This is a genomic window from Tardiphaga sp. 285_C5_N1_2 (assembly GCF_052076065.1).
In the GTDB taxonomy this organism is placed as follows: Bacteria; Pseudomonadota; Alphaproteobacteria; order Rhizobiales; family Xanthobacteraceae; genus Tardiphaga; species Tardiphaga robiniae.
On sequence record NZ_CP197241.1, the window covers coordinates 3,404,012 to 3,430,625 of the forward strand.

The 26,614-nt window shown below is 61.9% G+C and carries 27 protein-coding genes; 10 read left to right on the forward strand and 17 right to left on the reverse strand.

Annotated features, from left to right (window positions below; translation table 11 throughout):
- Positions 1-8: 8 nt before the first annotated feature.
- The 5 genes from AB7951_RS16325 to AB7951_RS16345 all read right to left on the reverse strand — a co-directional run bounded on the left by AB7951_RS16325 (position 9) and on the right by AB7951_RS16345 (position 4,387).
- The gene (locus AB7951_RS16325) at positions 9-701 is read right to left on the reverse strand and encodes a 4-carboxy-4-hydroxy-2-oxoadipate aldolase/oxaloacetate decarboxylase (RefSeq protein ID WP_439058109.1); all 693 of its coding nucleotides are present in this window, start codon (positions 699-701) and stop codon (positions 9-11) included.
- Positions 698-1,420 carry a PIG-L deacetylase family protein gene (locus AB7951_RS16330; RefSeq protein WP_089267177.1) on the reverse strand — a complete coding sequence of 241 codons (723 nt, stop codon included), beginning with the start codon at positions 1,418-1,420 and terminating at the stop codon, positions 698-700. The genes AB7951_RS16325 and AB7951_RS16330 overlap by 4 nt, the downstream gene beginning before the upstream one ends.
- Positions 1,421-1,437: 17 nt before the next feature.
- Positions 1,438-2,307, reverse strand: a complete 870-nt coding sequence (locus AB7951_RS16335; protein ID WP_439061402.1) for an amidohydrolase family protein — start codon at positions 2,305-2,307, stop codon at positions 1,438-1,440.
- Positions 2,304-3,308 carry a Bug family tripartite tricarboxylate transporter substrate binding protein gene (locus AB7951_RS16340; protein WP_439061401.1) on the reverse strand — a complete coding sequence of 335 codons (1,005 nt, stop codon included), beginning with the start codon at positions 3,306-3,308 and terminating at the stop codon, positions 2,304-2,306. The genes AB7951_RS16335 and AB7951_RS16340 overlap by 4 nt, the downstream gene beginning before the upstream one ends.
- A 182-nt stretch (positions 3,309-3,490) precedes the next feature.
- The gene (locus AB7951_RS16345) at positions 3,491-4,387 is read right to left on the reverse strand and encodes a LysR family transcriptional regulator (protein ID WP_439061400.1); all 897 of its coding nucleotides are present in this window, start codon (positions 4,385-4,387) and stop codon (positions 3,491-3,493) included.
- Positions 4,388-4,691: 304 nt separating this feature from the next.
- On the opposite strand from AB7951_RS16345, the gene AB7951_RS16350 reads away from it, so the two are divergent.
- The 3 genes from AB7951_RS16350 to AB7951_RS16360 all read left to right on the forward strand — a co-directional run bounded on the left by AB7951_RS16350 (position 4,692) and on the right by AB7951_RS16360 (position 7,658).
- Positions 4,692-6,452 (forward strand): ATP-binding protein, encoded by a 1,761-nt coding sequence (locus tag AB7951_RS16350; RefSeq protein WP_089267173.1) that lies wholly within the window; start codon positions 4,692-4,694, stop codon positions 6,450-6,452.
- A gap of 90 nt (positions 6,453-6,542) precedes the next feature.
- The gene (locus AB7951_RS16355) at positions 6,543-7,121 is read left to right on the forward strand and encodes a peroxidase-related enzyme (RefSeq protein WP_309944461.1); all 579 of its coding nucleotides are present in this window, start codon (positions 6,543-6,545) and stop codon (positions 7,119-7,121) included.
- 27 nt (positions 7,122-7,148) lie between these two features.
- Positions 7,149-7,658, forward strand: coding sequence for an MgtC/SapB family protein (locus AB7951_RS16360; protein ID WP_120291040.1), 510 nt, complete (start codon positions 7,149-7,151; stop codon positions 7,656-7,658).
- On the opposite strand, the gene AB7951_RS16365 is transcribed toward AB7951_RS16360, so the two are convergent.
- On the reverse strand, positions 7,619-8,245 hold the full coding sequence (locus AB7951_RS16365; protein WP_093758901.1) for a ParB-like protein: 627 nt from the start codon (positions 8,243-8,245) through the stop codon (positions 7,619-7,621). The two genes, AB7951_RS16360 and AB7951_RS16365, sit on opposite strands and share 40 nt — an antisense overlap.
- 175 nt (positions 8,246-8,420) lie before the next feature.
- Here AB7951_RS16365 and AB7951_RS16370 point away from each other — a divergent pair, with 175 nt between their 5' ends.
- The 7 genes from AB7951_RS16370 (at position 8,421) to AB7951_RS16400 (ending at position 14,376) form a co-directional block, all read left to right on the forward strand.
- A complete protein-coding gene (locus AB7951_RS16370; protein WP_089267170.1) occupies positions 8,421-8,768 on the forward strand; it encodes a hypothetical protein in 348 nt (115 codons plus the stop codon).
- A 189-nt stretch (positions 8,769-8,957) separates the two neighbouring features.
- On the forward strand, positions 8,958-9,239 hold the full coding sequence (locus tag AB7951_RS16375; RefSeq protein WP_002711294.1) for an acyl carrier protein: 282 nt from the start codon (positions 8,958-8,960) through the stop codon (positions 9,237-9,239).
- A 9-nt stretch (positions 9,240-9,248) separates the two neighbouring features.
- Positions 9,249-9,722, forward strand: a complete 474-nt coding sequence (locus AB7951_RS16380) for a 3-hydroxyacyl-ACP dehydratase FabZ family protein (protein WP_068730591.1) — start codon at positions 9,249-9,251, stop codon at positions 9,720-9,722.
- Positions 9,715-10,917, forward strand: coding sequence for a beta-ketoacyl-ACP synthase (locus AB7951_RS16385; protein ID WP_120291038.1), 1,203 nt, complete (start codon positions 9,715-9,717; stop codon positions 10,915-10,917). The genes AB7951_RS16380 and AB7951_RS16385 overlap by 8 nt, the downstream gene beginning before the upstream one ends.
- A gap of 116 nt (positions 10,918-11,033) precedes the next feature.
- Positions 11,034-12,314 (forward strand): beta-ketoacyl-ACP synthase, encoded by a 1,281-nt coding sequence (locus AB7951_RS16390; RefSeq protein ID WP_089267167.1) that lies wholly within the window; start codon positions 11,034-11,036, stop codon positions 12,312-12,314.
- Between the two features lie 104 nt (positions 12,315-12,418).
- Positions 12,419-13,441, forward strand: a complete 1,023-nt coding sequence (locus AB7951_RS16395; protein ID WP_120291036.1) for a zinc-binding dehydrogenase — start codon at positions 12,419-12,421, stop codon at positions 13,439-13,441.
- A complete protein-coding gene (locus AB7951_RS16400; protein WP_120291034.1) occupies positions 13,441-14,376 on the forward strand; it encodes a lipid A biosynthesis lauroyl acyltransferase in 936 nt (311 codons plus the stop codon). The genes AB7951_RS16395 and AB7951_RS16400 overlap by 1 nt, the downstream gene beginning before the upstream one ends.
- Before the next feature lie 3 nt (positions 14,377-14,379).
- Here the strand turns inward: AB7951_RS16400 and AB7951_RS16405 are convergent, their stop codons facing one another.
- From AB7951_RS16405 to AB7951_RS16455, 11 genes are all read right to left on the reverse strand, one after another.
- On the reverse strand, positions 14,380-15,435 hold the full coding sequence (locus AB7951_RS16405; RefSeq protein ID WP_439062641.1) for a polyamine ABC transporter substrate-binding protein: 1,056 nt from the start codon (positions 15,433-15,435) through the stop codon (positions 14,380-14,382).
- Positions 15,436-15,499: 64 nt separating this feature from the next.
- Entirely contained in the window at positions 15,500-16,654 is a 1,155-nt protein-coding gene (locus tag AB7951_RS16410; protein ID WP_120291213.1) for an aminotransferase, read from the reverse strand.
- 7 nt (positions 16,655-16,661) lie between these two features.
- Positions 16,662-16,994 carry a rhodanese-like domain-containing protein gene (locus tag AB7951_RS16415; RefSeq protein ID WP_093758906.1) on the reverse strand — a complete coding sequence of 111 codons (333 nt, stop codon included), beginning with the start codon at positions 16,992-16,994 and terminating at the stop codon, positions 16,662-16,664.
- Positions 16,995-17,162: 168 nt separating this feature from the next.
- The gene (locus AB7951_RS16420; RefSeq protein ID WP_439061399.1) at positions 17,163-19,085 is read right to left on the reverse strand and encodes a potassium transporter Kup; all 1,923 of its coding nucleotides are present in this window, start codon (positions 19,083-19,085) and stop codon (positions 17,163-17,165) included.
- Between the two features lie 124 nt (positions 19,086-19,209).
- Positions 19,210-21,111, reverse strand: coding sequence for a potassium transporter Kup (locus AB7951_RS16425; protein ID WP_120291028.1), 1,902 nt, complete (start codon positions 21,109-21,111; stop codon positions 19,210-19,212).
- A gap of 171 nt (positions 21,112-21,282) precedes the next feature.
- Positions 21,283-22,107 (reverse strand): OmpA/MotB family protein, encoded by an 825-nt coding sequence (locus AB7951_RS16430; RefSeq protein WP_068730582.1) that lies wholly within the window; start codon positions 22,105-22,107, stop codon positions 21,283-21,285.
- 30 nt (positions 22,108-22,137) lie between these two features.
- A complete protein-coding gene (locus AB7951_RS16435; protein WP_068730581.1) occupies positions 22,138-22,911 on the reverse strand; it encodes a motility protein A in 774 nt (257 codons plus the stop codon).
- Between the two features lie 213 nt (positions 22,912-23,124).
- A complete protein-coding gene (locus tag AB7951_RS16440) occupies positions 23,125-23,871 on the reverse strand; it encodes a class I SAM-dependent methyltransferase (protein WP_147421698.1) in 747 nt (248 codons plus the stop codon).
- Between the two features lie 132 nt (positions 23,872-24,003).
- Entirely contained in the window at positions 24,004-24,723 is a 720-nt protein-coding gene (locus tag AB7951_RS16445; protein ID WP_120291024.1) for an RraA family protein, read from the reverse strand.
- 158 nt (positions 24,724-24,881) lie between these two features.
- Positions 24,882-25,757 (reverse strand): CDP-diacylglycerol--serine O-phosphatidyltransferase, encoded by an 876-nt coding sequence (gene pssA / locus AB7951_RS16450; protein WP_120291022.1) that lies wholly within the window; start codon positions 25,755-25,757, stop codon positions 24,882-24,884.
- 122 nt (positions 25,758-25,879) lie between these two features.
- Entirely contained in the window at positions 25,880-26,578 is a 699-nt protein-coding gene (locus tag AB7951_RS16455) for a phosphatidylserine decarboxylase (protein WP_068730577.1), read from the reverse strand.
- Positions 26,579-26,614 lie beyond the last annotated feature (36 nt).

The following is a 26,614-nucleotide window of genomic DNA, read 5'->3' on the forward strand; positions in this document are numbered from 1 at the left end:
CTCCTCGTTCAGGCCTGATCGGGATCGTCGACGTAAATCAGGCCCGCTTTGGCGAGCGGCTCCCGCATATTGTACATGTCGAGGCCAAGAATGCCGGAAGCCAGCTTCTGCCGCTTGGCGTCTTCTTCCGCGAAACGCTTCTCGCCTTTCACCGCAACCTCAGCAGCATCTTTGCGCGGGATCACCACAACGCCGTCTTCGTCGGCGACGATGACGTCACCCGGCATCACCTGCGCGCCGGCGCAGACCACCGGCACGTTCACCGCACCGAGCGTCGCCTTGACCGTCCCCTTCGCCGAGATCGCGCGTGACCAGACCGGAAAGCCCATCTCGCGCAGGGTTTTGATGTCGCGGCAGCCGGCATCGATGACAAGACCGACGCCGCCGCGCGCTTTCAGCGAGGTCGCGAGCAGATCGCCGAACATGCCGTCGGTATTGTCCGTTGTGCAGGCCACCACCAGCATGTCGCCGGGTTTGCACTGCTCTATTGCCACATGCAGCATCCAGTTGTCACCGGGCTGCGCCAGCACCGTCACCGCGGTGCCGACGGCCTCTGCGCCGGACCACACCGGCCGCATATAGGTCTTCATCAGGCCGAAGCGGCCATAGGCCTCGTGCACCGTGGAGACGCCGAGCGCGCCGAGCCGCTGCACGACGTCGGCATCCGCGCGTTGAATATTCCTGACGACGACGGGTTTCATGCCAGTGTCTCCACGGTCATCGGGAACAGGCGCTGATAGGCCTCGCCATAGGTCATGGCCGCGCCGGTGTTGCGGCCACCCTGCATACCGCGCTGCAAGGCGACGCGCTCGTAATAGGCCCAGAGGTGCTTTTGCGCAGCGAGAATTTCGAACGTCTTGCGCTTGATGTCCCAGACCTCATCGATGTTGAGGATCACCTGCGGCTTGAAATTGCACATCTCCGGCTGATGCGGCTCGAACAGGAACACCGGTGGCGCGGAGTAGCTGTATTCCGCCTCAGGCTTATGCCCCATCGCCTGCGCGATGATGCGGGCCTCCTGCGCTGCAGCGGTCGCTGCGGGATGATCGACATTGTAGGGATCTTCGAGCGAATGCGTCAGCACGAAGCTTGGATTGAGCTCCCGATAGATATCGATCAGCCGCTCCTTGTGTGCTTCGGTCAGATGCAACGGATAGTCGCCGGCATCGAAAAATTCGATCTCGGCGCCGAGCGACGCCGCCGCACGCTCCGCTTCGTCTTTCCGTCCCGCCTTGACCTTGTCGAGCGTCATGCCCGCCTGCTTCCAGGCGAATTGCGACTCACCGCGTTCGCCGTAAGCGAGGCAGACGATCTTGACGCGGTAGCCCTTCTTGGCATGCAGCGCGATGGCGCCGCCGGCGCGCCAGACGAAATCGCCGGGATGGGCGGAGACCACGAGGCCGGTCTTGGCTTTGGACATGGTATTTTTCCTGTCGCTTAGGTGTCGAATTCGAAGAGCCGCGCGGGATTGTCGACGAGGATCTTCTGCTGGATCACCGGATCGGGCGCGAAGAGCGGGATCAGATCAACGAGATCACCGTCATTGGGCATCGCCTTGACGTTGGGATGCGGCCAATCGGTGCCCCAGATCACGCGATCCGGCGCGGTCTCGCAGATTGTCTTCGCGAATGGCACCGCGTCGGTGAATGGCGGCCCCATCGAGGTGACGCGCTCGCAGCCGGAGACCTTTACCCAGCATTTCTCGTCGCGCTTCATCAGGTCGATCAGGGTGCGGAACGGCGGCTGCTCCAGGCCATCGGCGGCCTTGACGCGCCCCATATGATCGATGGTGTAGATCACCGGCAGCTTTGCCAGCAGGTCGGCATAATCAGGCAGATCGACCGCATCGAAATGCAGGTCGACATGCCAGTTCATCGGCGCGATCATATCGATGATGCGGTGAAACACCTTCATATCCGGCGTGCCGCCGAGATGCCGTACGAAGTTGAAGCGGCAACCGCGGAAGCCGCCTTCATGCAGTTCGCGCAAGCCCTTCTCCGTGATCGTGCCATCGATATTGGCCACCGCGCGGTAACGCCCGCCGCTCACCGCAATCGCATCGAGCGCCACGCGGTTGTCCGTGCCGTGCACGCTGGCATTGACGATGACGGCGCGGCCGATGCCGAGCTTCTTGTGCAGCGCCTGGAAGTCTTCTAGCGGCGCGTCCGGCGGAATGTAGGAACCGACATAGGGATATTTGGCGCCGGGCCCGAAAATATGCGTATGCGCATCACAGGCCAGCGGCGGCAGCTTGAACTTCGGCACCTTGGTGTGCGGATCGGGACCGGGAACGGTGGGTTTCGTCATTGTTTTGGAATTCCTGCCTTGTCGATCACGGCGGTCCACTTCGCGATATCGTCAACCAGGCGGGCCTTCAGTTCCTCGGGCGAACTGGCTTTTGCCTCAATGCCAAGATCGAGCAGCTTCTGCTTCACATCGGGCATCGCCAATACTTCGCGCAGGCCCGCATTCAACCGCGCAATCGCTTCGGGCGGCGTACCTGACGGTGCGAATAGCGCATTCCATGACACGACGTCATAACCCTTCACGCCACCCTCGATCATCGTCGGCACGTCCTTCAGGATCACCGAACGGGATTCGCCCGTGGTCCCGACGGGACGCATCTTGCCATCTTGCAGCGCGGATTTCATCCCGACATAATTGTCGATCATCACATCGATGTCTTCGCGCAGCAGCCCGACAATGACTTCCGGCGTTCCGCGATAGGGCACGATCTGGAAGTTGATCCCGGCCGTGGATTTGAGCAATTCGGCCGACAGGTTCTGGGTACTGCCGACACTGATGGTGCCGACATTCAATTTGCCCGGATTGTCGCGCGCGAACTTGATGACGTCGGCCAGCGTCTTGTGTTGCGAATTCGTATTCGTGCCGACGATGAAATCGAAGAAGCCGATGCTGGAGATCGGCGCAAAGTTCTTTACGGGATCGAATGGCAGGCTCTTGAACAGCGGTACGCTGACGGCGGTGCCGTTGCTGAGCAGCGCCAGCGTATAGCCATCCGGCTGCGACGACAGCACTGCGCGCGCCGCAACGACGCCGCCGGCGCCCGGCATGTTCTCGATCACGAGACGCTGGCCGAGATTGTCGCCGAGTTTTTCGGCCACGATCCGGATGGTGATGTCGGCAACACCGCCGGCCGCGAACGGCACGATCACGCGAATGGGCTTGGTCGGATAGCCGGACTGGGCCTGCGCCATAGGTACCGCGTTGGTGAGGAATATCGCACCGAGCGCCAAATGCGCGGCGCTCAGCAGATGCTTGAGCCTGGTCGGGAAGCGGAGCGTCATGATGGATTGAAGACGCCTGATGCGTCCACCCTTGCCGTTTTTATGTCGGTACCCGTGGCCGTCACGTCATCGCGACAGGGCTATGGACCGTTCTGCTCCCGCAGTAGCCAATTCCAATATATGAAACAAATGAGAAATCTGGGATAATCGTGCAGTCTCCTGCATATATCCTGCCGGGCGGATTATCCCGCAGCCTGGAAGTATTTCCGGGTCAGGTCGATCAGCGCCTGCGCCGGCTTGCTCACGGGCTGTCCGCGCTTGACGATGATGCCGACCGTGCGGCTGACGCTGGGATTACGCAGTGGCACAGCGACCAGTCCGGCAGTTCCCTGCGTCGCCACCGCGATGCTAGGCACCACGGCGATGCCGAGCTTCTCGAACACCATGCCCACCGCCGTCTGCAGATGCTGCACCTCGTAGCGCCAGTTCAGCTTATCGCGGCGATGGCCGAGCGCGTCGTCGATCAGGGCCCTATTGCCGGCCTGCGGACTGATGCGGATCAGCGGCATATCCTCGAGATGCGACCAGGCTACGAACTTGCGCTGCGCAAAGGCATGGTCCTTGGTGCACAACAGGACGAAGCGCTCCTTGATCAGCGGGGTCACAGCCAGATCCCATATATTGGTCGCCGTGATCGTGATGCCGAACTCCGCCTGGCCGGACTGCACCAAAGTGGCGATCTCGCTGGCTGAGTTATCGTGGATCTTGATCGAAATCCCCGGATGCACCGCATTGAACTGCTTCAGCACCCGCGGCAGATGATAGGCGGCGATGGTCGGCAGGCAGCCGAGCGCGATGCGCTCCTGCCGCTTGCGCCCCCGTGCCCGCAGCAAATCGATGGAGTCGGAGAGTTCCCCGATCATCCGCCGCGCGGTCGGCAGCAGTTCCAGCCCGGCCGGGGTCAGTGCCACCTGCCGCGTGGTGCGGGCCAGCAGCTGAAAGCCGAGATCCTCTTCCAGTTTCTTGATCCGGTGGCTCAGCGCCGTCTGCGACAGATTGAGGTGCGCGGCGGCGCGCGAAAAGCTGCCCCGCTCCGCGATGCTCAGAAACGCCTGCAGGCCGGGAAAATCGATGCGCATGAGAGGTCCGTGCACGGCCGAAGGCGACCGCGCTGAGATAACGCGGCGACGACGACCCATGCAAGGTCAGGACGCCAGCCCATGCCGACCTCGCGGGCTGGTTAAAACCGCGTAAAGCCAGATCGCCAGCCACGCGCGACAAGGTATCCAGTGCCGGAGTTTCCGCGTCCCAGTGCGGAGCTAATTCCGCAATGCAAGTTTGACGAGCAGAGCCCACCGATAGCCCGTGGACGCGCCTTAACAATTTGTCCAGTCCCTGACCTGCATAGTCGGCCCAACCGGGGCGTGAGACGCGAATTCATCAATGACCAGTTTAAACGCAGCGGCGTCGTTCGGGCGCATTATCTCAGTACGCGGCTCGCTGGCCCGGGTCGGCTTGCTCGCCGTGAACCCGATGACCCCCTCGGAGATGCGCGGCACCGTCGGCCGCTTCGTCAGCATCCGTTGCGCCTCCTCGACCATCATTGCCATGATCACGGAAGTGTCCGCTGAGAACATGCATGCATCGGACATGTATATCGCGAGCGCCTCGGTCGATCTGCTCGGCGAGATCATGGGGCACGGAGACAAGGCCAAATTCCAGCGCGGCGTCACCAACTATCCCACCATCGACGACATCGTCGATCTGATCAGCAATCACGATCTGCGCACGGTCTATGCGCCGTCCGGCTCCGAGCAGATCAACGTGGGCACGCTGCAGCAAGACAAGTCGGTCGCCGCTTATGTCGACGTCGAGGAAATGCTGAGCAAGCACTTCGCGGTGCTCGGCTCCACCGGTGTCGGTAAATCCACCGGCGTGTCGCTGCTGCTCAATGAAATCCTGAAGTCGCGCCCGCATCTGCGCATCTTCCTGCTCGACGTGCATAACGAATATGGCCGCTGCTTCGGCGACAAGTCGCTGGTACTGAACCCGCGCAATCTGAAACTGCCGTTCTGGCTGTTCAACTTCGAGGAAATCGTCGACGTGCTGTTCGCCGGCCGCCCCGGCGTACCCGAAGAGCTCGAAATCCTCTCGGAAGTCATCCCGATCGCCAAGGGCGTCTACACGCAATACCAGAACGCCGACCGCATTGGCCTCAAGCGCATCGACCCGAAGACCATCGGCTACACCGTCGATACGCCGGTGCCTTATCGCCTGGTCGATTTGATCTCGCTGATTGACGAGCGCATGGGCAAGCTCGAGAACCGCTCGTCGCGCATCCAGTATCACAAGCTGATCTCGCGCATCGAAGCGGTGAAGAACGATCCGCGCTACGCCTTCATGTTCGACAACGCCAATGTCGGCGGCGACACCATGGCGGAAGTGATCAGCCATCTGTTCCGCCTGCCCGCCAACGGCAAGCCGATGACCATCATGCAGCTCGCCGGCTTCCCCGCGGAAGTCGTCGATAGCGTGGTGTCGGTGCTGTGCCGGATGGCATTCGATTTCGGCCTGTGGAGCGACGGCGCCTCGCCGCTGCTGTTCGTCTGCGAGGAAGCGCATCGCTACGCCTCCGCCGACCGCAATATCGGCTTTGGCCCGACCCGCAAGGCAGTGTCGCGCATCGCCAAGGAAGGCCGCAAATATGGCGTCTATCTCGGCCTCGTGACGCAGCGTCCTGCAGAACTCGACGCCACCATCATTTCCCAGTGCAACACACTGTTCGCCATGCGCCTCGCCAACGAGCGCGACCAGGCGCTGCTGCGCTCCGCGGTGTCGGATGCTGCCGCCAACCTGCTCTCCTTCGTGCCGTCACTCGGCACGCGCGAAGTGCTCGCCTTCGGTGAAGGCGTCGCATTGCCGACCCGCCTGCGTTTCAAGGAAGTGCCGCCGCACCAGCTGCCGCGCTCGGAAGCCACCATCGCGACAGTGCCCTCGGTCGCCGCCGGTCACGACATGCAGTTCGTCAGCGCGGTGCTGGAACGCTGGCGCGGCGCCACATCGCATCGCGAGGTACCGAACGATCCCGGCTTCATCGAGCGGCCCCTGGCGACGCCGAGCCGCAGCGTCGAAGCCCCAATGCTGCAACCTTCGCTCGGCCTCGATCCGGATCGCTTCTCGCTGCTCAAGAAGCCGCTGCGCTAATAGCATCAGCATGCATTGCCGCAAGCGCTTTGCGGTGACGGCGTGATCGCCTATGGTCTCGTGAAACAGAAACGTTCACGGGAATGCCAGATGACCCAGCCGATTGCGCAACGCTTTCCGACACCCGCCCTCGACAAGCTGCCCGAGGACATCCGCACGCGCATTATGGGCGTGCAGGAAAAGTCCGGCTTCGTGCCAAACGTGTTCCTGTCGCTGGCCTATCGCCCCGACGAATTCCGCGCGTTCTTCGCCTATCACGACGCGCTGATGGAAAAGGACAGCGGGTTGACCAAGGCCGAGCGTGAGATGATCGTGGTCGCGACATCAGCCGCCAACCAGTGCCATTATTGCGTCATCGCGCATGGTGCGATCCTGCGCATTCGCGCCAAGAACCCGATCATCGCCGACCAGATCGCCGTCAACTACCGCAAGGCCGACATCACGCCGAAGCAGCGTGCGATGCTGGATTTCGCCATGAAAGTGAGCCGGTCCGCCGAGACCATCGGCGAGCAGGATTTTGCCGAGGTCTCCGGCCACGGCTTCAGCGACGACGATATCTGGGACATCACCGCGATCTCGGCCTTCTTCGCGCTGTCGAACCGGATGGCCAATGTCACCAACATGAAGCCGAATGACGAATTCTATATGATGGGCCGGCTGCCAAAGTAACGGCACGGGGTTTAGAAGGATCTCGCATTGCTCGACTGGTCGGACATCATCCTACGTCTCGGCATCGCCGCCCTGGTTGGCGGAGCCATCGGCCTCAACCGCGATCTGCACGGCAAGCCCGTCGGCGTACGCACGCTGGGGCTCGTCAGCCTGGCCACCGCGATGATCGTGGTGCTGGCCGATCCGCTCGGCAAAGGCGGCTTCACGGATGCCGGGAGCCGGGTCATTCAGGGCATACTCACCGGCGTCGGCTTTCTCGGTGCCGGCGTGATCTTTCATGCCGAGCGGCATTTCCGTGTCCGCGGCCTGACCAGCGCCGCCTGCGTCTGGCTGACCGCCTGTGTCGGCATCATGTGCGGCGCCGGCCATTGGCGCATCGTCACCGTCTCGGTGGTGATCGCCTTCCTCGTGCTGCTGCTCGGCGGAAGGATCGAACGCGCCCTGCATCGCGTGCTCGGCGGCAAAGGCGATCCCGCGTCGGTTCCGATGGATGCGCCTCAGTCGTCGGACGCCGGTCCGCACCAGCCCGGCAAATAGATCGCATCCTTGCTTTTGGCGATCGCCAGCGCTTTCTCCAATGCCTTGGCGAAATCTGCATCGATCTCCTTGGTGGAGAGCCGGCTGCGAAACAGGTCCGCCCAGAGGAATTCGCTGAACGGCGTGGTGTCTTTGGCATAGCCGCCGGCGCGGCGAATTTCGCCGGCCAGGCTGCGGAACGGATCGTCCTTCAGGCCCGTCACCGATTTCGGAATGTCCTTGAAGTGCCGTCGCTCGCCCTTGGCGTCATAGGGATAGGCCCAGCGGCGGTGATCGAGCACGCCCCAGAAGGCTTTCATATCGACCATCGTGAGATCCGCGATCACGGTGACGAGCACATCCTTCACGCCTTCGTCATGCAACGCACGTGCGAGATGATGGTGATCGACCACGTAGTGGCGCTGGTCGGGCCCGAGCACCACGGGGATCATGTGCTGGCCGAGCAGTTCGGCCTGTTTGCGCTTGGACTTATGCGCGCGCCAGCGTTTGCGCTTCTCCTTCACCTCGCGCATGCCCACCGTCATCTGCGTTGGCCGCAGCGACAGGATCGGGACCGGATGCAGCAACGGTTCGCGTGTGTTCGGCATGTGGCCTCCCATATCTAATGTCTGTCCGGAACGAACTATGGCATGGCCGCTACGCCGATGCGGATCAGTTCCACGTCATCTCTGACGATCGCCGCATCCGTGCCATGCGGACTTTATCTGCGCGAAGCGGCCGCCTCGTGTTAGACTGCGACATTGCATGCGCAGACCCACGACCATGAAGACCCAGCAGCCGATTATCAGAGAAGATGACGAGCACCGCGTGCTTCGCTTCGTGCCCCGCACCTCGGCTACGCTGCCACACCATCCCACCGCTCCTGCCGACCAACCCCGCCGCCGCCAAACGACCGGCGCCAGCGACCTGTCCCGCTATCAACAGGCACAGGACGACCCCGACGACTTCCGCCACCGGATGCTGGCCAATAGCGCAGCCTTCGGCTTTACGGTGATCCTGGTGGGTGTCGGGATCTGGCTCGCGGTCAGCATCGCGGATCTCCGCAAAACCCAGGATTGCGTGTTGATGGGCCGCCGCGACTGCGCCCATATTGTTGCGCCGCACGGCTGAGGCGCGCCAAACCCTCTTTCCACAGCCCACAGGGGCTGGTGAGCAGGCGCTCAACTGCATTGAACTGCCGCCCCCGCTCCGATATACGGGCAATCGACTCTATACGGCGGACCGGGACTGCCCCGGGGCGAAGCCCTGTCTTTGCGCGCGCCGATCGAAAATTATCTTCAATATATCAAAGGCTTAGTAATGTCCTCCACATTCGATCAGGTCGCCACAATCATCGCCGAGACTTGCGACATTCCCCGCGACACGATCACGCCGGAAAGCCACGCCATCGACGATCTGGGGATCGACAGCCTCGACTTCCTGGATATCGCTTTCGCGATCGACAAGGCGTTCGGGATCAAGCTGCCGCTCGAAAAGTGGACCCAGGAGGTCAACGACGGCAAGGCGACCACCGAGCAGTATTTCGTCCTGAAGAACCTCAGCGCGCGCATCGACGAATTGGTCGCGGCCAAGGGCGCGTAACGCCCCGCCATGAACCTCGAATATTTTCACCTGATCGACCGCATCACCGACCTCAATGTCGGCGAACGGACGATTACGGTCGAAGCCAACGTACCCGAGACCAGCACCATCTTCGAGGGCCACTTCCCGGGCTACCCGCTGATGCCCGGCGTGCTGCTGATCGAGTCGATGGCGCAGACTTCGGGCTGGCTGCTGATCGCGCTGATGAAGTTCAAGCGTATGCCCTTCCTCGCCGCGGTGAAGGAAGCCAAGATGCGCACCTTCATTACGCCCGGCACGAAGCTGGACATCAACGCCAGCGTGCTGCACGAAGGCGACGGCTTCTACATGACCACTGTCAAGATCAAGGTCGACGGCAAGCTGACCTGCAACGCGCAGCTCACCTTCAAGACCGTCCCGTTCCCCCATCCGGATCTGCGCGGTCACATGGACATCGTGGCCGAGCGCATCGGATTTCCCCTACAGGCGATCACCAATGGCTGAAACCCGACCGATGACATCCGAGCCGGTGGAAGCGTGGATCACCGGCATTGGCCTCGCCACGTCATTGGGCGAAGGCCCTGACGCACACTGGGATGCGCTCAACAACAAGCGCATCAATGTCGATGAAACCGGCTTCGCTCCGAACATCGTCCACCCCCTCGCGCCGGTCTCTTACGACGCGCAGATCCCCAAGAAGGGCGATCAGCGTCAGATGGAAGCCTGGCAGCGGATCGGCACCTACGCCGCCGGCCTCGCGCTGGATTCGGCTGGCGTCAAAGGCAACAAGGACATCCTGTCGAGGATGGACATGATCGTTGCCGCCGGTGGCGGTGAGCGCGACCTGGCTGTCGATTCGGGTATCCTGAATTCGGACGGCTACGGCGCTGCGACACCGGGCCTGCTCAACGAAAAACTGCTCAACGACCTCAGGCCGACTCTGTTTCTGGCGCAGCTCTCCAACCTGCTCGCCGGCAATATCGCCATCGTGCACGGCGTCACCGGTTCGTCCCGCACCTTCATGGGCGAGGAAGCGGCTGGCGTGGACGCCGCGCGCATCGCACTGGCCCGCATCGCTGACGGCCAGAGCGACATCGCACTGATCGGCGCCGCACATAATGGTGAGCGCAAGGACCTGCTGCTGCTGTACGAATTCGACGACTTCAACCTGAAGAACAAGTTCGAAACCGTCTGGGCGCGCGAGAAGAATTCCGGCTTTGCGCTCGGCTCGGCCGGCGCATTCCTCGTCATCGAATCCAGAGCGCATGCAGAAGCGCGCGGTGCCAAGCCTCTCGCACGTCTCAAGAGCGTGGTCGCCGATCATGCCCGTCGCAAGACTCCCGGCGAAGTCACCGCTTCGCTGCAGGGGTTGTGGTCGAAGCTCGGCGCGAAGAGCGACGCTGCGATCATCACCGGCGCGACCGGCGCGGAACCCGTGACATCGGAAGAGCGCGCCTTCCTGAAGGATCATGCGGATGTCGCCATCCGCGGCACCGGCACTCTCTTCGGTCATACGCTCGAAACCCAATTCCCGCTTGGCCTCGGCCTTGCGGCGTTGGCGATCTCGCGCGGCGCAATGTTTCCGCCGAACGATTCAACCGGCCTCGAGATTGAAAAGTCCGGCAAGCCCACCCAGATTGTGGTGATCGGCGCTGGCCACTGGCGCGGCGAAGGCATGGCGCTGGTTGAAGCCATCTAGAACCCATCTGGGCTCTAGATTTTTCTTATGTTTGAGCAAGATCTTATCCGAAAACCAGCATCCACTTTTCGGGATCATGCTCAAGTTAAGCGGTCGACGCGGCCGACGGAGAGAGCATGACTGCAACGCGCGATAAATTCGGCCGACCGATCGTTGTCGTCACGGGCATGGGTGTTGCGACATCGCTCGGCGCCGGCAAGGAAGACAACTGGGCCAAGCTCACCGCTGGCGAGTCCGGCATTCGCACCATCACGCGTTTTCCCACCGACGGCATGAAGACGACGATGGCAGGCACGATCGATTTCGTGCCGGTCGAGCCGTTTTCCTCCACCGACCTCTCCGAGAAGCTCGGCGAGCTCGTCACCGAGGAAGCCATCGCGCAGGCCAATATCGGCAGCAAGGGCGACTTCCCGGGCCCGCTGTTCCTCGCGGTTGCGCCTGTCGAAGTCGAGTGGCCGCAGCGCCAGGTGTTGGCCAAGGCCGCCGGCGCCAATAGCGATATCAATTACGACACACTGCTGCGCGTCGCCGGCGGCGGCAAGTTCGTCCAGTATCACCGCCGCTTCCTGTTCGGCTCGGTTGCCGACCATCTCGCGGACACGTTCGGCACCAAGGGCTCGCCGATCTCGCTGTCCACCGCGTGTGCCTCCGGCGCCACTGCGATCCAGCTCGGCGTCGAAGCGATCCGCCGCGGCGAAGCCGATGCGGCGCTGTGCGTGGCCACCGACGGCTCGGTGAACCCGGAAGCGCTGATCCGTTTCTCGCTGCTATCGGCACTCTCGACCCACAACGACCCGCCACAGAAAGCTGTCCGTCCCTTCGCCAAGAACCGCGATGGGTTCGTGATGGCCGAAGGCGCCGGTGCGCTGGTCCTGGAAAGCCTGGAAGCCGCCACCGCGCGCGGCGCCAAGATCCTCGGCATTGTCGCCGGTTGCGGCGAACTCGCGGACTCGTTCCACCGCACCCGTTCCAGCCCGGACGGCAAGCCGATCATCGGCTGCGTGAACAACGCACTGGTGGATGCCGGTCTGACGTCGGACCAGATCGACTACATCAACGCCCACGGCACCGGCACGCCGGAAAACGACAAGATGGAGTATCTCGGCATTTCCAGCGTATTCGGTGAGCGCGCCAAGGAAATTCCGGTCTCGTCGAACAAGTCCATGGTCGGCCACACGCTCTCCGCCGCCGGCGCAGTCGAGGCGGTGTTCTCGCTGCTCACCCTGGAACACCAGCGGATCCCGCCGACGATCAATTACGATGTTCCCGATCCAGCCATTCCGTTCGACGTGGTTCCCAATACCGCCCGCGATGCACGCGTGACGGCCGTGATGTCGAATTCCTTCGGCTTTGGCGGCCAGAATGCCTCGCTGATCCTCACCGGCGAGCCCGTTTAAGGCTCCCCGGCCCCGATGGCCGCCCCTCGCCGGTTGACGTCATGACGTGAACCGGCGATACGCAGGCCATCCGAAATCAACCTTTCTTGCCGGAGACGCGGTTCATGCGTGCGCTCAATCTTGTTGCCGATCGTGAGCTCGTCGTCGTTGACGTGCCGCCGCCCCCGCCGCCTGGTGCCGGCGAAGTGCAGATTCGCGTCAAGGCTGTCGCCCTGAACCATATCGACGTCTGGGGCTTCCGCGGCATGGCCTTCGCCAAGCGCAAGCTGCCGCTGTCGATCGGCGCCGAAGCCTCGGGCGAAATCGCTGCCGTCGGCGAAGGCGTCACCCATGTGAAGCCCGGCCAGAAGGTTGTGATGTATGGCGCACTCACCTGCGGGCACTGCAAGGCCTGCCAGGAAGGCCGTGACAATTTCTGCGAGAACGTCGGCGGGCTCTATGGCTTCCACATCGACGGCTTTTCGCGCGAACTGATGAACATGCCGGCACGTCTGGTGATCCCCGTCCCCGACGGCATCAGCTTCCGCGACGCGGCCTGCGCCCCGATCGCCTTCTCGACCGTGCAGCACATGCTGTTCGACAATGCCAAGCTGCAGCCCGGCGAGACCATTCTGGTCCATGCCGGCGGCTCCGGCATCGGTACCGTCGCCATCATGATGGCGAAGAAGATCGGCTGCACCGTGATCACCACCGTGGGCGACGATTCCAAGATCGAGGGCGTGAAGGCCCTCGGTGCGGATCACGTCATCAACTATCGCAAGGATCGCTTCGAGGGCGAGACGCGCAAGATCACCAAGAAGAAGGGCGTCGATGTCGTGTTCGAACACGTCGGCGCCGACACTTTCAACGGCTCGCTGCTGGTGATGAAGCGCGGTGGCCGTCTGGTCACCTGCGGTTCGACCTCGGGCCCGACCACGACAATCAACCTGATGCAGCTGTTCCAACAGCAATACCGCATCTTCGGATCGTTCGGCGCCACCATGAAGAACATTGCCGAGAGCCTCGACAAGATGGCCGACGGCATGCTGCCGGTGATCGATACCGAAGTGCCGATCAGCGACGTCGAGACCGCGCTGAAGCGGATGGAAACCCGCCAGGTGTTCGGCAAGATCATCGTTCACTTCTGATGCTCCGCCTGCTGCTTCGCACCAAGGCCCGCATTCGCGATGCCCTGAAGCCTGCAGGCGACGCCGCTGTCGGTGCGCTGACGATCGGCATCCTGCGCACCACGCGCTATTTCGATCCGGTCAAGACCGCCAATCGGTTCGGCAAGATCACCCAGCGCATCGGCCCGCTGTTTCGCGAAGACAAGATCGGCCGCGCCAATCTCACCGCCGCCTTCCCTGAGAAATCACCGGAAGAAATCGAGAAGATCCTCGCGGGTGTCTGGGACAATATGGGGCGCATCGGTGCGGAATTCGCCCATCTCGACAAGATCTGGGACTATGACCCCGCCAATCCGACCAAGCCGAGCAATGTCGAATTCTCCGCGCGCACCGGCGAGATTTTCGATCAGTTGCGCGACGACGGCAAACCGGCACTGATTTTCGCCAGCCATCTCGGCAATTGGGAAATTCCTGCGCTCGCCGCCGTGGCCCACGGCCTCGACGCCGCCGTGCTCTATCGCCGGCCGAACAGCGCCGCCGCAGACCGCGCCATTCATCAGACGCGCGCGATCAACATGGGCAATCTCATCCCGGCCAGCCATGACGCGCCGCTCAAGCTCGCGCACGCGCTGAACGAGGGCAAGCACGTCGCCATGCTGGTGGATCAATGGTTCACCAACGGCGTCCCGGTGGATTTCTTCGGCCGCAAGACCAATGCCAATCCGATGCTGGCGCGGCTGTTGCGTCAGGTCGATTGCCCGATCCACGGTGTTCGTATCATCCGTCTGCCCGATCATCGGTTCCGCATCGAAGTCTCCGAAGAGGTGAAGCCGGTGCGCGATCCCAATGGCAAGGTCGACGTTCAGGGCACTATGCAGGCGGTGACATCCGTGCTGGAAGGCTGGATCCGGGAATATCCCGAGCAGTGGCTGTGGCTGCATCGGCGCTGGCGATAACGCTCAGCGTCCCGTCTTCACCTTCGTCCATAAGCGGTTGATCACGCGCTGTGTGGCCGGATCGCGCGCCGTAATGACGAACAGCTTCTGCAACATCGCCTCATCCGGATAGATCGTCTTGTCGTTCAGGATCTTCGGATCGATCAGCTTCTGGCTGGCGAGATTGCCATTGGCATAACCGAGAAAATCCGAGTTCTTCGCTGCGACGTCCGGTCGGTAGAGGTAGTTGATCAGCTCATAGGCTTCATTGACGTTCTTGGCATCGGCCGGAATCGCCAGATTGTCGAAGAACATCTGCGCGCCCTCCTTCGGCACCGCATAGCCGATCTCGACGCCGTTCTTGGCTTCCTCGGCGCGCGCACGCGCCTGAATGATGTCACCGGACCAGCCGACCACGAGGCAGATCTCGCCGGTTGCCAGTGCGCTCAGATATTCGGAGGAGTGAAACTTGCGGACATTGCCTCTGATCTTGCCGACGAGATCGGCCGCCTTTTCGAGGTCTGGCTGTTTGGTCGAATTCGGATCGAGGCCCAGCGCATTCAGCGCCGCCGGCAGAATGTCGTCGGCGGAATCCAGCATATGGACGCCGCAATCCTTGAACTTCGCAAGATTCTCCGGCTTGAAGACGATATCCCAGCTATCGATTTTTGCGTCGGGCCCGAGGATTTTCGCGACCTGCTTGACGTTGTAGCCGATGCCCGTGGTGCCCCACATGTAGTTCGCGGCAAACTGATTGCCGGGATCGTAGATCGCGAGACGCTTGGTCACCTCCGGCCAGGCATTGGCGAGGTTCGGCAGCTTCGCCTTGTCGAGCTTCTGGAACACCTTTGCGGTGATCTGGCGCTGCAGGAAATACGCGGTTGGCACCACAACGTCGTAACCGGACTTGCCGGCCAGCAGCCGCGTCTCCAGCGTCTCGTTGGCATCGAAGGTGTCATAGACGACCTTGATGCCGGTCTCCCTGGTGAAGGCCTCCAGCACACCGGGCGCCATGTAGTTCGACCAGTTGTAGAAGTTGACGACGCGCTCTTGCTTCTGGTCTTGCGCCTGCAAGGGCATGGACCACAGCAGCGCCACTCCGACGACCCACGCAATCCCCTGCTTGCCCATGCGTATCAAACTCCTAGCGGCGATGAACCGCGTTGGACAGTCGTTCCAGCGCGGTATCGAGCGTCGCGTCATTCTTGGCGAAACAGAAACGCACCACCGACGTCACCTTGTCCTGCTCATAGAAGGCCGACACCGGAATCGCCGCGACCTTGTAGTCGTAGACAAGCCGTCGGCAGAATTCCTCGTCGGTCTCGTTCAGCCCCAGCGGCGACAGATCGACGGTGAGGAAGTACGTGCCCTGCGACTTGATGACGGGAAAGCCGATGCTCTCCAGACCGGCGGCCAAACGATCGCGGCTACGCGCGAGATCGGCACGCATGGTCTTGAAGTACTCGTCGGACTTGCCGAGGCCATAAGCGACAGCAACCTGCAGGTTGGGTGCGGTCGTGAAGGTCAGGAACTGATGCACCTTGGCGCAGACGCGGAGCAGATGCGGCGCGGCGCAAACGAAGCCGATCTTCCAGCCGGTCAGCGAGAAGATCTTGCCGGCGGAGCCGACCTTGATGGTACGATCGCGCATGCCGGGAATGGTGATCAGCGGGATATGCTCGTGACCATCGAAGGTCACATGTTCCCAGACTTCGTCGCAGATCGCGATCGTATCGAATTCCTGACAGAACTTCGCCAGCAGTTCGAGATCCTCGCGCGGCGACACCACCGCAGCCGGGTTGAGCGGGCTATTGAACAGCACGGCCTTGGTCTTGTGATTGAAGACCGCGCGGAGATCTTCTTCCGTGAGACGCCAATGCGGCGGCTTGAGGCTGACCAGACGCGGAATGCCGCCGGCCTGCCGGATGATCGGCAAATAAGAATCGTAGACCGGCTGGAAGCACACGACTTCGTCGCCGGGCTCGACCACCGCAAGGATCGACGAGGTCAATGCCTCGGTACCGCCAGAGGTCACCATCACCTCCGTCATCGGATCGAGCGAGAGCTTGTGCCAATGCTGGTAATGCGTGGCGATCGCCTGACGCAGCTCCGGGATGCCCATCATCGACGGATACTGGTTATAGCCGTTCAGCACCGCATCGGCGGCGGCCTGACGGATATCGTCGGGACCGGGATGATCGGGAAAGCCCTGCCCGAGATTGATGGCGTTATGGTCGCGCGCAAGCTGCGACATCGCCTCGAACACCGTGACGGGCAGCTCAGAGAAGATCTTGTTCATCGAGCGATCAGCCAACCTTTGTCGGCAGGCCTGCGGCCTTCCATCCAAGGATTCCACCGGCGAGGTGCTTGTCATAGGCAAGGCCATCGGCCTGTGCGGCCAGCGACGCCGTCACCGAGCGCTTGCCGGAGCGACATGCGAAGACGATCTGCTTGCCCGCAGGATCGGGCAGATCGGCGCTATCGAAGCCCGAGAGCGGCACCACGACGGCATCCGGATAGGCCTCGACCGCGACCTCGTTGGGTTCGCGCACGTCAACCAGCAAATACTTGCCTTCAGTGATCCCCTTGGACACTTCCTCGGGCGTCAAATCGTGAACGGTATGAGCTTCGCCTGCCACCACAACCTCCTGCCGCCCCGGTGTCCGGAGCGAATGCGAAGGGGCGGAAACGCCCCTGTTTTCGGGCGCCAACGTCGCCTCTCGCGAGGCGAAAATCAAGCGTTGGAAGAGCTTATTGTCGGGCCTGATCCTGCCCGAAAGCCGCAAGCCCGCTTTTCGGGATCAGGCCTAGATAGTCACCTGCGTGCCCACCTCGACCACCCTCCCCGTGGGGATCTGGAAATAGTCGGTCGCGTCATTGGCAGTGCGACTGAGCGCGATGAACAGATGGTCCTGCCAGCGCGGCATGCCGGAATGCACCGCAGGCTTCAGCGCCCTGCGCGAGAGAAAGAACGAGGTCGACATGATGTCGAATTGCCAGCCGATCTTGCGCGCAATCGCGAGGGATTTCGGCACATTCGGCGATTCCATGAAGCCGAAGCGCAGCGTCACTTTCGAAAAGGTCGCGCTGATCTCTTCCATGCGCACCCGCTCACTGGGATCGGTGCGCGGCGTTGGTGCGGTTTCGATGGTGAGAATAACGTTCTTCTCGTGAAGCACTTTGTAGTGTTTCAGACTATGCATCAGCGCCGTCGGCGCACTCTGCGGATCGCTGGTGAGAAATACCGCCGTGCCGGCCACGCGCTGCGGCGGACGTTTCTCCAGCATGGCCACAAGATCGGCCAGCGGAAACTCCAGCTTGCGCGACTTCTCGAACAGCAGGCGGCTGCCGCGCCGCCACGTATACATCATGAGAATGATCACGCCGCCCATCACCAGCGGCACCCAGCCGCCGTCGAAAACCTTCAAGAGGTTCGCGGTGAGGAACGTGATGTCGATCACCAGAAACGGCACGATCAGCGCCGCAGCCGCGATCGGCGACCACTTCCAGCCGCGCCAGATCACCACAAAGCCCATCATCGCAGTGACGACCATGGTGCCGGTGACCGAGATGCCATAGGCCGAGGCCAGCGAGCTCGATGACTTGAACAGCACGACAAGCACGATCACTGCGATGAACAGCAGCATATTGACGCGCGGAATGTAGATCTGGCCGGAATGCGACTCCGATGTGTGCCGGATTTCGAAGCGCGGCAGCAGGCCAAGCTGGATCGCCTGCTGCGTCAGCGAATAGGCGCCGGTGATCACGGCCTGACTCGCAATCACGGTGGCAGTCGCCGCGAGGATCACCATGGGGATCAGCGCCCAGTCGGGAAACATCAGATAGAACGGATTTTCGAGCGCGGTGGGATCATGCATCACCAGCGCAGCCTGGCCGAAATAGTTGATGGCCAGCGACGGCAGCACGAGAAACAGCCAGGCCAGCTGGATCGGCTTTTTGCCGAAATGGCCGAGATCGGCATAGAGCGCTTCGGCGCCGGTCACGGCGAGAAACACTGCGCCCAACGTCACGAAGGCGATGATGCCGTGATGGAACATGAAGTAGATCGCATGCACGGGATTGAGTGCCGCGAGCACTTCAGGATGCTTCACGATCTGCGGAATGGCCGCTACCGCGATCACGATGAACCATAGGCACATGATCGGTCCGAAGAACGTCGCGACCTTCGCAGTGCCACGCGATTGCACGGCGAAAAGCGCCACAAGGATCACGATGGTGAGCGGTACAACATAGGGATCGAAGGCGGTGGTGACTAGCTTGACGCCCTCGATGGCCGAGAGCACGGACAGCGCCGGCGTGATCACCGCGTCGCCATAGAACAACGCCGCGGCGATGATGCCGAGCATCACCACCACCGGCCCGCTCGATCCGATCGCGCGCTGGGCCAGCGCCATCAGGGCCAGCGGGCCACCCTCGCCGTTATTGTCGGCGCGCAGCAGCAGCACGACATATTTGAGCGTCACGACGATGATCAGGGCCCACAGGATCAGCGAGAGGACGCCCAGGATTGCTTCATTGTCGATGCCGGGCGCCTTGTGGCCCCCGGCCGCGACCAGCGCCTCACGGAGCGCGTAAAGCGGGCTAGTGCCGATGTCGCCATAGACGACACCGATACTGCCCATGACGAGCGAGCCGAAGCTGGCCGTCGAGTGCCCATGGGTAGGGTCCGCCGGGGATGCCGCGGCGGGAGATGCGCTATCGATGGTCATGGAAACGGCCTCGAAGACTTCTGAATCGCAGGTCTCTGAACAGCGGGGCAGCGAGGCCGTTCCCGGCCCCGATGATCACACTCGTTATAGCGCAAATCGGGGAACCGGACATGACAAAAGATGCTTAGATCGTCACCTGAGTACCGACCTCCACCACGCGTCCGGTGGGGATCTGGAAATAGTCGGTGGCGTCGTTCGCCGAACGGCTGAGCGCGATGAACAGATGGTCCTGCCACAACGGCATGCCGGATTGCGCCGACGGCTTCAGCGAGCGCCGCGACACGAAGAACGACGTCGCCATGATGTCGAATTGCCAGCCGAGCTTGCGCGCGACGACGAGCGCCTTGGGCACGTTCGGCGATTCCATGAAGCCGAAGCGCAGCTTTACCATCGAGAATTTGTCGCTGATATTCTCCATGCGAACGCGTTCGGCCAGATCGACCTTCGGCGTTTGCGCAGTCTCGATGGTCAGGATCACATTGTGTTCGTGCAGAACCTTGTTGTGCTTCAGATTATGCAACAGCGCCGTCGGCACGAATTCGGGATCGCTGGTGAGAAACACCGCGGTGCCCTTCACGATATGCGGGGGGCGCTTTTCCAGGCTCTTGATGAGATCACGCAGCGGCACTTCGATACGGCGCGTCTTGGTGATCAGGATCGCCGCGCCGCGGCGCCAGGTCCAGATCATGCCGGCCATCAGCACGCCGAACAGCAGCGGCACCCAGGCGCCTTCCAGCAGTTTCAGGAGATTGGCACTGAGGAAGGCCAGATCGACGAACACCAGTGGCGCGATGATCGCAGCGGCAGTCGCGGCCTTCCAGTTCCATAGCTTCCAGATCACCACGAAGCCCATGATGCCATCGGCGACCATGGTGGTGGAGACGGCGATGCCATAGGCCGAGGCCAGACCGCTCGACGATTTGAACAGCAGCACCAGCAGCAGTACGCCGATCAGCAGCAGACGATTGACCCGAGGCAAATAGATCTGGCCGGCATGGGTCTCGGAGGTGAAGCGCACTTCGAAGCGCGGCAGCAGCCCAAGCTGCACCGCCTGACGCACCAATGAATAGGCGCCGGTAATCACTGCCTGGCTCGCGATCACGGTGGCGGCCGTCGCCAGCGCGATCAACGGCAACAGCATCGATTCTGGTGCCATCCGATAGAACGGATTTTCGATCGCGGCCGGGTTCGACAGCACGAGCGCGCCCTGCCCGAAATAATTGATCATCAACGCCGGCAGCACGAAGAAGAACCAGCCGTATTGAATTGGTCTGCGACCGAAATGGCCAAGATCGGCATAGAGCGCCTCGCCGCCGGTCACGGCGAGGAAGACTGCGCCCAGGGTCACCAGACCGATGGTCCCGTGGGTCAGCATGAACTGCACGGCATAGTACGGATTGATCGCCTTCAGCACCGTCGGATCATCGAAGATATGCGAGGCGCCCATTAGCGCGAGCGCCGTGAACCAGATGATCATCACCGGACCGAAGGCGGAGGCCACCTTGGCGGTGCCAATCCGCTGCACCGAGAACAGCACGACGAGAATCGCGACCGTGACCGGCACGACATAAGGTTCGAGCGCAGGTGCCTTGAGCTTGAGGCCTTCCACCGCCGAGAGCACCGAGATCGCCGGGGTGATCATGGAATCGCCGATGAACATCGAGGCGCCGATCACGCCCAGTACCATCAGCGGCAAGCTCCGCCGACCCAGGGCACGCTGGCCGAGCGCCATCAGCGACAGTGTTCCACCCTCGCCATTGTTGTCGGCGCGCAGCAGGAACAGCACGTATTTCGCTGTCACGACGATGAACAGCGCCCACAGGATCAGCGAGAGCACGCCGAGCACGATGACGGGCGTGACCGGGGCGCCATGAGATGCGCCGTGTACCGCCTCGCGGAATGCGTAAAGCGGCGACGTTCCGATGTCGCCGAACACGACGCCGATACTGCCGACCGTGAGCGACCAGAAGCCGGTATGAACCGGAACTTCGATCGGTCCCTCGCCTGTTGTTTCCGTAACGGCCATTCTGCTCGTAACGCCTCTGGACAATCCGGACCCGGCTATGGCGCGCCGGGCAATGCCAGTCAACCGGGACACTAGCCTATCCTGCCGCAGATCGCTTATCGGGAGCGCAGCAAAAATCGGCATTGCCCAGCAAAAAAAGAGGCTGGAGCAGTAAAAAAGGAATTGACTGTTTTACGGCTTGAGGTTTGGCGGCAGCGGCGGGTCTTCCCGCATCAGCGTAATGGTCACCCGCCGGTTGGCGGCCATGGTCGGATCATCGGGGAATAGCGGCTGGCTGTCTGCCTTGCCTGACACCGAGAAGATATGGGACGACGGCAGGCCTTCCCGTTCGAGAATCTGCCGAACCACATTGGCGCGATCGGCCGACAGATCGAATGCGTCGTATTCGCTGCGCGCCGGCACGAAGCCCGCGGCGGTGTGACCGACGATCGCCACGCGCAGCGGCGTTGCCTTCAGCGGCCCGGCGAGTTTCTGCAGCAGCAGACGGGTGCGCTCATAAGGAACCTTGGATCCATCAGCAAACATCGAGCGGCCGTTCTGATCGATGATTTCCAGATTGAGGCCCTGCTTGGTCTCCTCGAACATGATGTTCTTGGAGATCTCGTTGATCTCCGGCATGTCCTGCAGCGCCTGCCGCAGTGACGCCGAAGCGAGCGCGAATTCGCGGTCCATCTTCAGCTTGGCGCCCGCGGGACGGCCGCCCTTCTCGCTCGGACTGGTGATGTTCGACGCATCGTCCGGCGACACATGGTCCTTGTTCTTCGTCTGACCGCGCGTCGGCAGACCATCGGATTCGATCACACCTGAATAACGCGCATCGGATTGCACGCCGAAGGCTTCGCGAACCGAGCCGGCAACGATCTTGAGTTTGGCGCCATCAGGGCTGGAGAATGCCACCAGCATGACGAAGTAGCTGAGCAGCAGCGCCATCAGGTCGGCGAAGGTCACGAACCAGCCATGGCCGCCGTGTGCTTCTCCGCGTTTTTTCTTCGCCATCGGACGTGCTCCGAGCCTGCCTCCAGTGTGTTACGCTGGGACCGGCTCACTTTCGTCATGGCGGTGCTTCTCGGGCAGATAGGCCAGCAGCATTTCGCGGACCAGCGCCGGGCTCTTCGAGTCGCGGATCATCAGGATGCCGTCGATGATGAGTGTGCGGTTGGTTTCCTCATCGAGCACCTTGACGTGCAGCTTGTCGGCAATGGGCAGACAGATCAAGTTGCCGACGATCGCACCGTACAATGTGGCGAGTAGCGCGACAGCCATGAAGGGGCCGAGCTTGGACGGATCGGACATGTTCGAGAACATCTGCACCATGCCGAGCAGCGTGCCGATCATGCCGAAGGCCGGCGCGCAATCGCCGATGGCGCGGTAGATCTTCGAGCCTTCGTCGAGATGCATGAGGAAATTGTCGCGGTCGCGCTCGAGATTGTCGCGGATGAATTCGAGATCGTAGCCGTCGGCAACGAAGCGGATTCCCTTGGCAAGGAATGCGTCATCAGTTTCGACTTTTTCCAGTCCAACCGGGCCCTGCTTTCTCGCGATTTCCGCGATGCGGGCGAGTTCGTCAACGAGATCACGAGCGTTCAGACGGCTCAGCGTGAATGCAAATTTGGCGCCGAGCGGAATGCCATGAAGGATGGACGAGAGCGGAAAGCGGATCAGAGTCGCAGCAAACGAACCGCCGAAAATGATGATGACGGCGTGGATGTCGTAGAACATCCCGAAGCTGCCGCCCATGAGGACCAGGGTACACAGCACAATGATGCCAGCGACAAAACCGACGAGTGTTGTGATATCCATGTCAACTCCGACGCTATACACGTATCGAACGACGCCCGTCCTGGACGGCGGCACGCCTCGAGATCAGGCCGCGCGAAGGTACCTTAGCGATACTGCGATTAAGGACGCGTTACCGCTTCACGGTTCATTAACGACAGATTAATGACGTGCGAGCACGCGTGGAACGATACGGAAAGTTCGTTTAGCAGACAGATTGAGGGCGACTGTGCTGCGTTAAACAGCGCGCTGGACGACCACGAAGGTACGTGACCCCGGCGCGTGGGTCGGGTCATCGAGAAACTCGATCGGCTTGAGGCCGGCGGCCACGCAGAAGTCGGCGATCGTATTCTTCGGCAACGGCTTTGCACCGCGCCACGACGTATCCGCCGTCAGCGGATCCTTGCCGAGCATCATTTTCAGGCGCTGGATGACAGACGTCGGGACGAACTTGGCGATATGCCAGAGGATCGTCGGATATTCGTGCGCCGTTCGGAAGTGAATGAGTCCAAGCGCGGATGGACGCAGGATGCGGGCAACCTCGACCAGATTGGCCTTCACGACGTCATGCGACGGCATGTGCTGAAAGACCTCATATGACCACACGAAATCCGCAGTTTCGGACGCTAAGGGAAACACGACGCCATTGCCGGCGACGAAGTCGAGATTGCTGAACGCCGCTGCCGCCGCCTTCGCTTTTTCCACCATGACGTCGGACACATCGATGCCAACAGCCCTGGTGAAACGCCGGCCAAGCGCCTGCGTGAAACGTCCGACACCGCAGCCGATATCGACCGCCGTCTTGCCGACGGGATCAACTGCATATTTTGCAAGAACAGGGTCGATCAGCAGCGTCGCGCGTTCGCGTCCGAGTGCGAAGAATTTTTCGGGATCGTGATCCCACAGCTCGGTCTCGACGTAAAAGAACGGGTCACGATTTGCACGCTCATTCCAGGCTTTCTTCATATCCTTGGTCTGAGGCAATACCGTCTCCAATGTCCGTTTTAACGGCGGAACCGGCAGTTAGCCCGAAGCCCTCCGGCCGCGCAAGCAACCGGAGCTGGTTCGGGTTGATCGGCATCTAACCTTTATCGTTAGTCTTAATAGCCCCGAATTTCAGTGTATTTCCGACGAGCGCGCCATCGCCTCTTTCAGCTTCTCAAGCGTGAATGACGGGCTGCGCGCGATATCGAGAATGGGTGTCTCCCGCCGCCCGCACAGCTCTGCCGCTTCCGGCAGTTTCGCGGCGACATCGAGCGGGATCACAACCGCGCCGTGCTGATCGGCATGGATCAGATCGTCCGAACGGACACTCATGCCGGCAACGCGTATTTCATTGCCGAACTCGCTCACATGCACATGCGCATGCGACGGACCGATCGTGCCGGCGAGCGCCTGGAAGTCCGGTGCCCATTGCGGGATATCGCGGATAGAGCCATCGGTGACCACACCGAGGCAACCGAGCGCCCTGTGGACGGCGCTGTTCACCTCGCCCCAGAACGCGCCATAGCCCGCGTCGGGCCCGTCGATATCCTGGATCACGCTGATGCGCGGACCGATGCCCGTACCGACATACTCGTAGTAAGCGAGCCGCCGCGCCTTCTGCTCCGCGGCAGGCAGGCCGGACGCCATGGTCGCACGAATGGTCGCGGTGCGCGCATAGCCAACGATGGGCGGCAGATTGGGAAACGGACAAACCAGCGGACGCGTGGTGTAGCCGATCAGCCGGCGATCGGGGGCGACGATCTCCATCGCATTGCAGATGGTCGGCGTGTCGTAGCGGCCCAGTGCTTCCAGAACGGATGCGGGCAGCGGACCGGTCGCGGAATTCGTCACGGCGTTTCTCCTGTGGGTGATTATCGCATCCCGTCTTCGCGGGACGTCGTCGTCGCTGAGTGACTCCGGATATAGCCGACTTCACTGCATGCCCAAAACGAAATGCAGCCGCTTTCGTCCTCGAAAACGGCTGCAGGAATTGTTCGCGAGATGGACAATCAGTTCAGGCGTGCGGGCCGATCATCCGGTGCGATCTCAGGTGCACCCGGCGTATAGGGCGTCGATGCATCGGGCGCTGCCGGATCGACAGGGACCACCGACTGCGCGGCCAGCGCGCGTTCCTGCTCACGATACGATTTCCAGCCCAGCGGCAGGCTCAGCAGATACATGATCGAGAGCGCCGACAGGATGTGCCAAGGGTAGCCGATCAGCAGCGCGATGAAGAGCACCACGCCGACGAACACCGGCAGCACCAGCTCACGCGGCACCCGCATGTTCACGGCCTTGCCGGAGAACACCGGCAACCGCGACACCATCAGGAAGCCAACAAGCAGCGTGTAGAGGGTCGTCAGGATGGCCGGCGGCATCGGCATGCCCAGGAAGCCCAGATAGATTGGCAGCATCACGGTGAGCGCGCCCAGCGGCGCCGGCATGCCCGTGAAAAAGTTCGCGGCAAAGGCCGGCTTGTCCGGATCGTCCATGGTGGCGTTGAAACGCGCCAGCCGCAGACTGCCGGCGATGGCGAACACCATCGCGGCGATCCAGCCGGCATTGCTGAGATCGTGGAGCTGCCAGAAATACAGGATCAGGCCAGGCGCCACACCGAAATTGACGAAGTCAGCCAGGCTGTCGAGTTCGGCGCCGAATTTGGACTGGCCCTTGATCATGCGGGCGACACGGCCGTCAACGCCATCCAGCACGGCGGCGAACACGATGGCCGCCACAGCAAGTTCCATCCGCCCCTCGGTGGACAGGCGGATCGCCGTCAGGCCGGCGCAGATCGCCAGCAGCGTGATCATGTTCGGCACCAGCATCCGGATCGGAATGGTCCGGAACCGGCGGCGGCGCGTCTCGGGAGACTGGTCAGGAGGCATTTGCATGGCGTGATCCTACCAAATCCCACCCTGCTCCGCCATTGTGGCGTCCTGCCGCCGAAAGCGGCAGGAAATCGGGGTTAATCACCCCCGCGGCTATCACCCCTGGGTTATCACCCGGGTTAATCAACGCGGTATGTGCGGCCGCCGTCACCGATCCGGAAATCGGCCAGCACGGTCTCACCAGCAATCGCGGTCTGCCCCACGGCCACCAACGCCTTGCTGCCTTCCGGCAGGTAGATATCCAGCCGGGAGCCGAAGCGAATGAGGCCAAAGCGCTCGCCAGCGCTCAGGGTCTGGCCCTCGCGCACGAAGGACACGATCCGGCGCGCCACAAGCCCGGCGATCTGCACCACGCCGATCCGGCCGCCGGGGGTCGAAATCACCAGCGAATTGCGCTCGTTGTCCTCGCTGGCCTTGTCCAGCTCGGCATTGATGAACTTGCCCGGCCGATAGGCAATGCGCTCGATCCGGCCAGCCACTGGGCTGCGGTTCACGTGGACGTTGAAGACGCTCATGAACACGGAAATGCGCAGCAGCGGCTGATCGCCGAGGCCGAGTTCAGCCGGTGGCAGCACCGGCTGCACCATCGATACTTTCCCGTCGGCGGGCGACACCACGACACCCTCGCGGGTCGGGGTCACGCGCACCGGATCGCGGAAGAACAGCGCACACCAGACTGTCAGGACCGTGCCGATCCAGCCCAGCGGCGTCCAAATCCAGAACAGCACCAGGCTCGCCAGCGCAAAGGCGCCAATGAACGGATAGCCTTCCTTGTGGATCGGCGGGATCTGGCCACGGATGGAATTTGCGATGGACATGGGTGCTTAAAACCTGGGTTCGGGCAGAATCTGGCC

Bases quoted from the DNA above. Each gene is read 5' to 3' on its own strand.
- AB7951_RS16455 (WP_068730577.1), bottom strand. From the start codon at position 26,578: ATGTCCATCGCAAATTCCATCCGTGGCCAGATCCCGCCGATCCACAAG.
- AB7951_RS16430 (WP_068730582.1), bottom strand. From the start codon at position 22,107: ATGGCGAAGAAAAAACGCGGAGAAGCACACGGCGGCCATGGCTGGTTC.
- AB7951_RS16425 (WP_120291028.1), bottom strand. From the start codon at position 21,111: ATGGCCGTTACGGAAACAACAGGCGAGGGACCGATCGAAGTTCCGGTT.
- AB7951_RS16370 (WP_089267170.1), top strand. From the start codon at position 8,421: ATGAAGACCCAGCAGCCGATTATCAGAGAAGATGACGAGCACCGCGTG.
- AB7951_RS16385 (WP_120291038.1), top strand. From the start codon at position 9,715: ATGGCTGAAACCCGACCGATGACATCCGAGCCGGTGGAAGCGTGGATC.
- AB7951_RS16395 (WP_120291036.1), top strand. From the start codon at position 12,419: ATGCGTGCGCTCAATCTTGTTGCCGATCGTGAGCTCGTCGTCGTTGAC.
- AB7951_RS16390 (WP_089267167.1), top strand. From the start codon at position 11,034: ATGACTGCAACGCGCGATAAATTCGGCCGACCGATCGTTGTCGTCACG.
- AB7951_RS16345 (WP_439061400.1), bottom strand. From the start codon at position 4,387: ATGCGCATCGATTTTCCCGGCCTGCAGGCGTTTCTGAGCATCGCGGAG.
- pssA (WP_120291022.1), bottom strand. From the start codon at position 25,757: ATGCCTCCTGACCAGTCTCCCGAGACGCGCCGCCGCCGGTTCCGGACC.
- AB7951_RS16335 (WP_439061402.1), bottom strand. From the start codon at position 2,307: ATGACGAAACCCACCGTTCCCGGTCCCGATCCGCACACCAAGGTGCCG.
- AB7951_RS16380 (WP_068730591.1), top strand. From the start codon at position 9,249: ATGAACCTCGAATATTTTCACCTGATCGACCGCATCACCGACCTCAAT.
- AB7951_RS16350 (WP_089267173.1), top strand. From the start codon at position 4,692: ATGACCAGTTTAAACGCAGCGGCGTCGTTCGGGCGCATTATCTCAGTA.
- AB7951_RS16420 (WP_439061399.1), bottom strand. From the start codon at position 19,085: ATGACCATCGATAGCGCATCTCCCGCCGCGGCATCCCCGGCGGACCCT.
- AB7951_RS16410 (WP_120291213.1), bottom strand. From the start codon at position 16,654: ATGAACAAGATCTTCTCTGAGCTGCCCGTCACGGTGTTCGAGGCGATG.
- AB7951_RS16405 (WP_439062641.1), bottom strand. From the start codon at position 15,435: ATGCCCTTGCAGGCGCAAGACCAGAAGCAAGAGCGCGTCGTCAACTTC.
- AB7951_RS16330 (WP_089267177.1), bottom strand. From the start codon at position 1,420: ATGTCCAAAGCCAAGACCGGCCTCGTGGTCTCCGCCCATCCCGGCGAT.
- AB7951_RS16365 (WP_093758901.1), bottom strand. From the start codon at position 8,245: ATGCCGAACACACGCGAACCGTTGCTGCATCCGGTCCCGATCCTGTCG.
- AB7951_RS16400 (WP_120291034.1), top strand. From the start codon at position 13,441: ATGCTCCGCCTGCTGCTTCGCACCAAGGCCCGCATTCGCGATGCCCTG.
- AB7951_RS16355 (WP_309944461.1), top strand. From the start codon at position 6,543: ATGACCCAGCCGATTGCGCAACGCTTTCCGACACCCGCCCTCGACAAG.
- AB7951_RS16375 (WP_002711294.1), top strand. From the start codon at position 8,958: ATGTCCTCCACATTCGATCAGGTCGCCACAATCATCGCCGAGACTTGC.
- AB7951_RS16325 (WP_439058109.1), bottom strand. From the start codon at position 701: ATGAAACCCGTCGTCGTCAGGAATATTCAACGCGCGGATGCCGACGTC.
- AB7951_RS16340 (WP_439061401.1), bottom strand. From the start codon at position 3,308: ATGACGCTCCGCTTCCCGACCAGGCTCAAGCATCTGCTGAGCGCCGCG.
- AB7951_RS16435 (WP_068730581.1), bottom strand. From the start codon at position 22,911: ATGGATATCACAACACTCGTCGGTTTTGTCGCTGGCATCATTGTGCTG.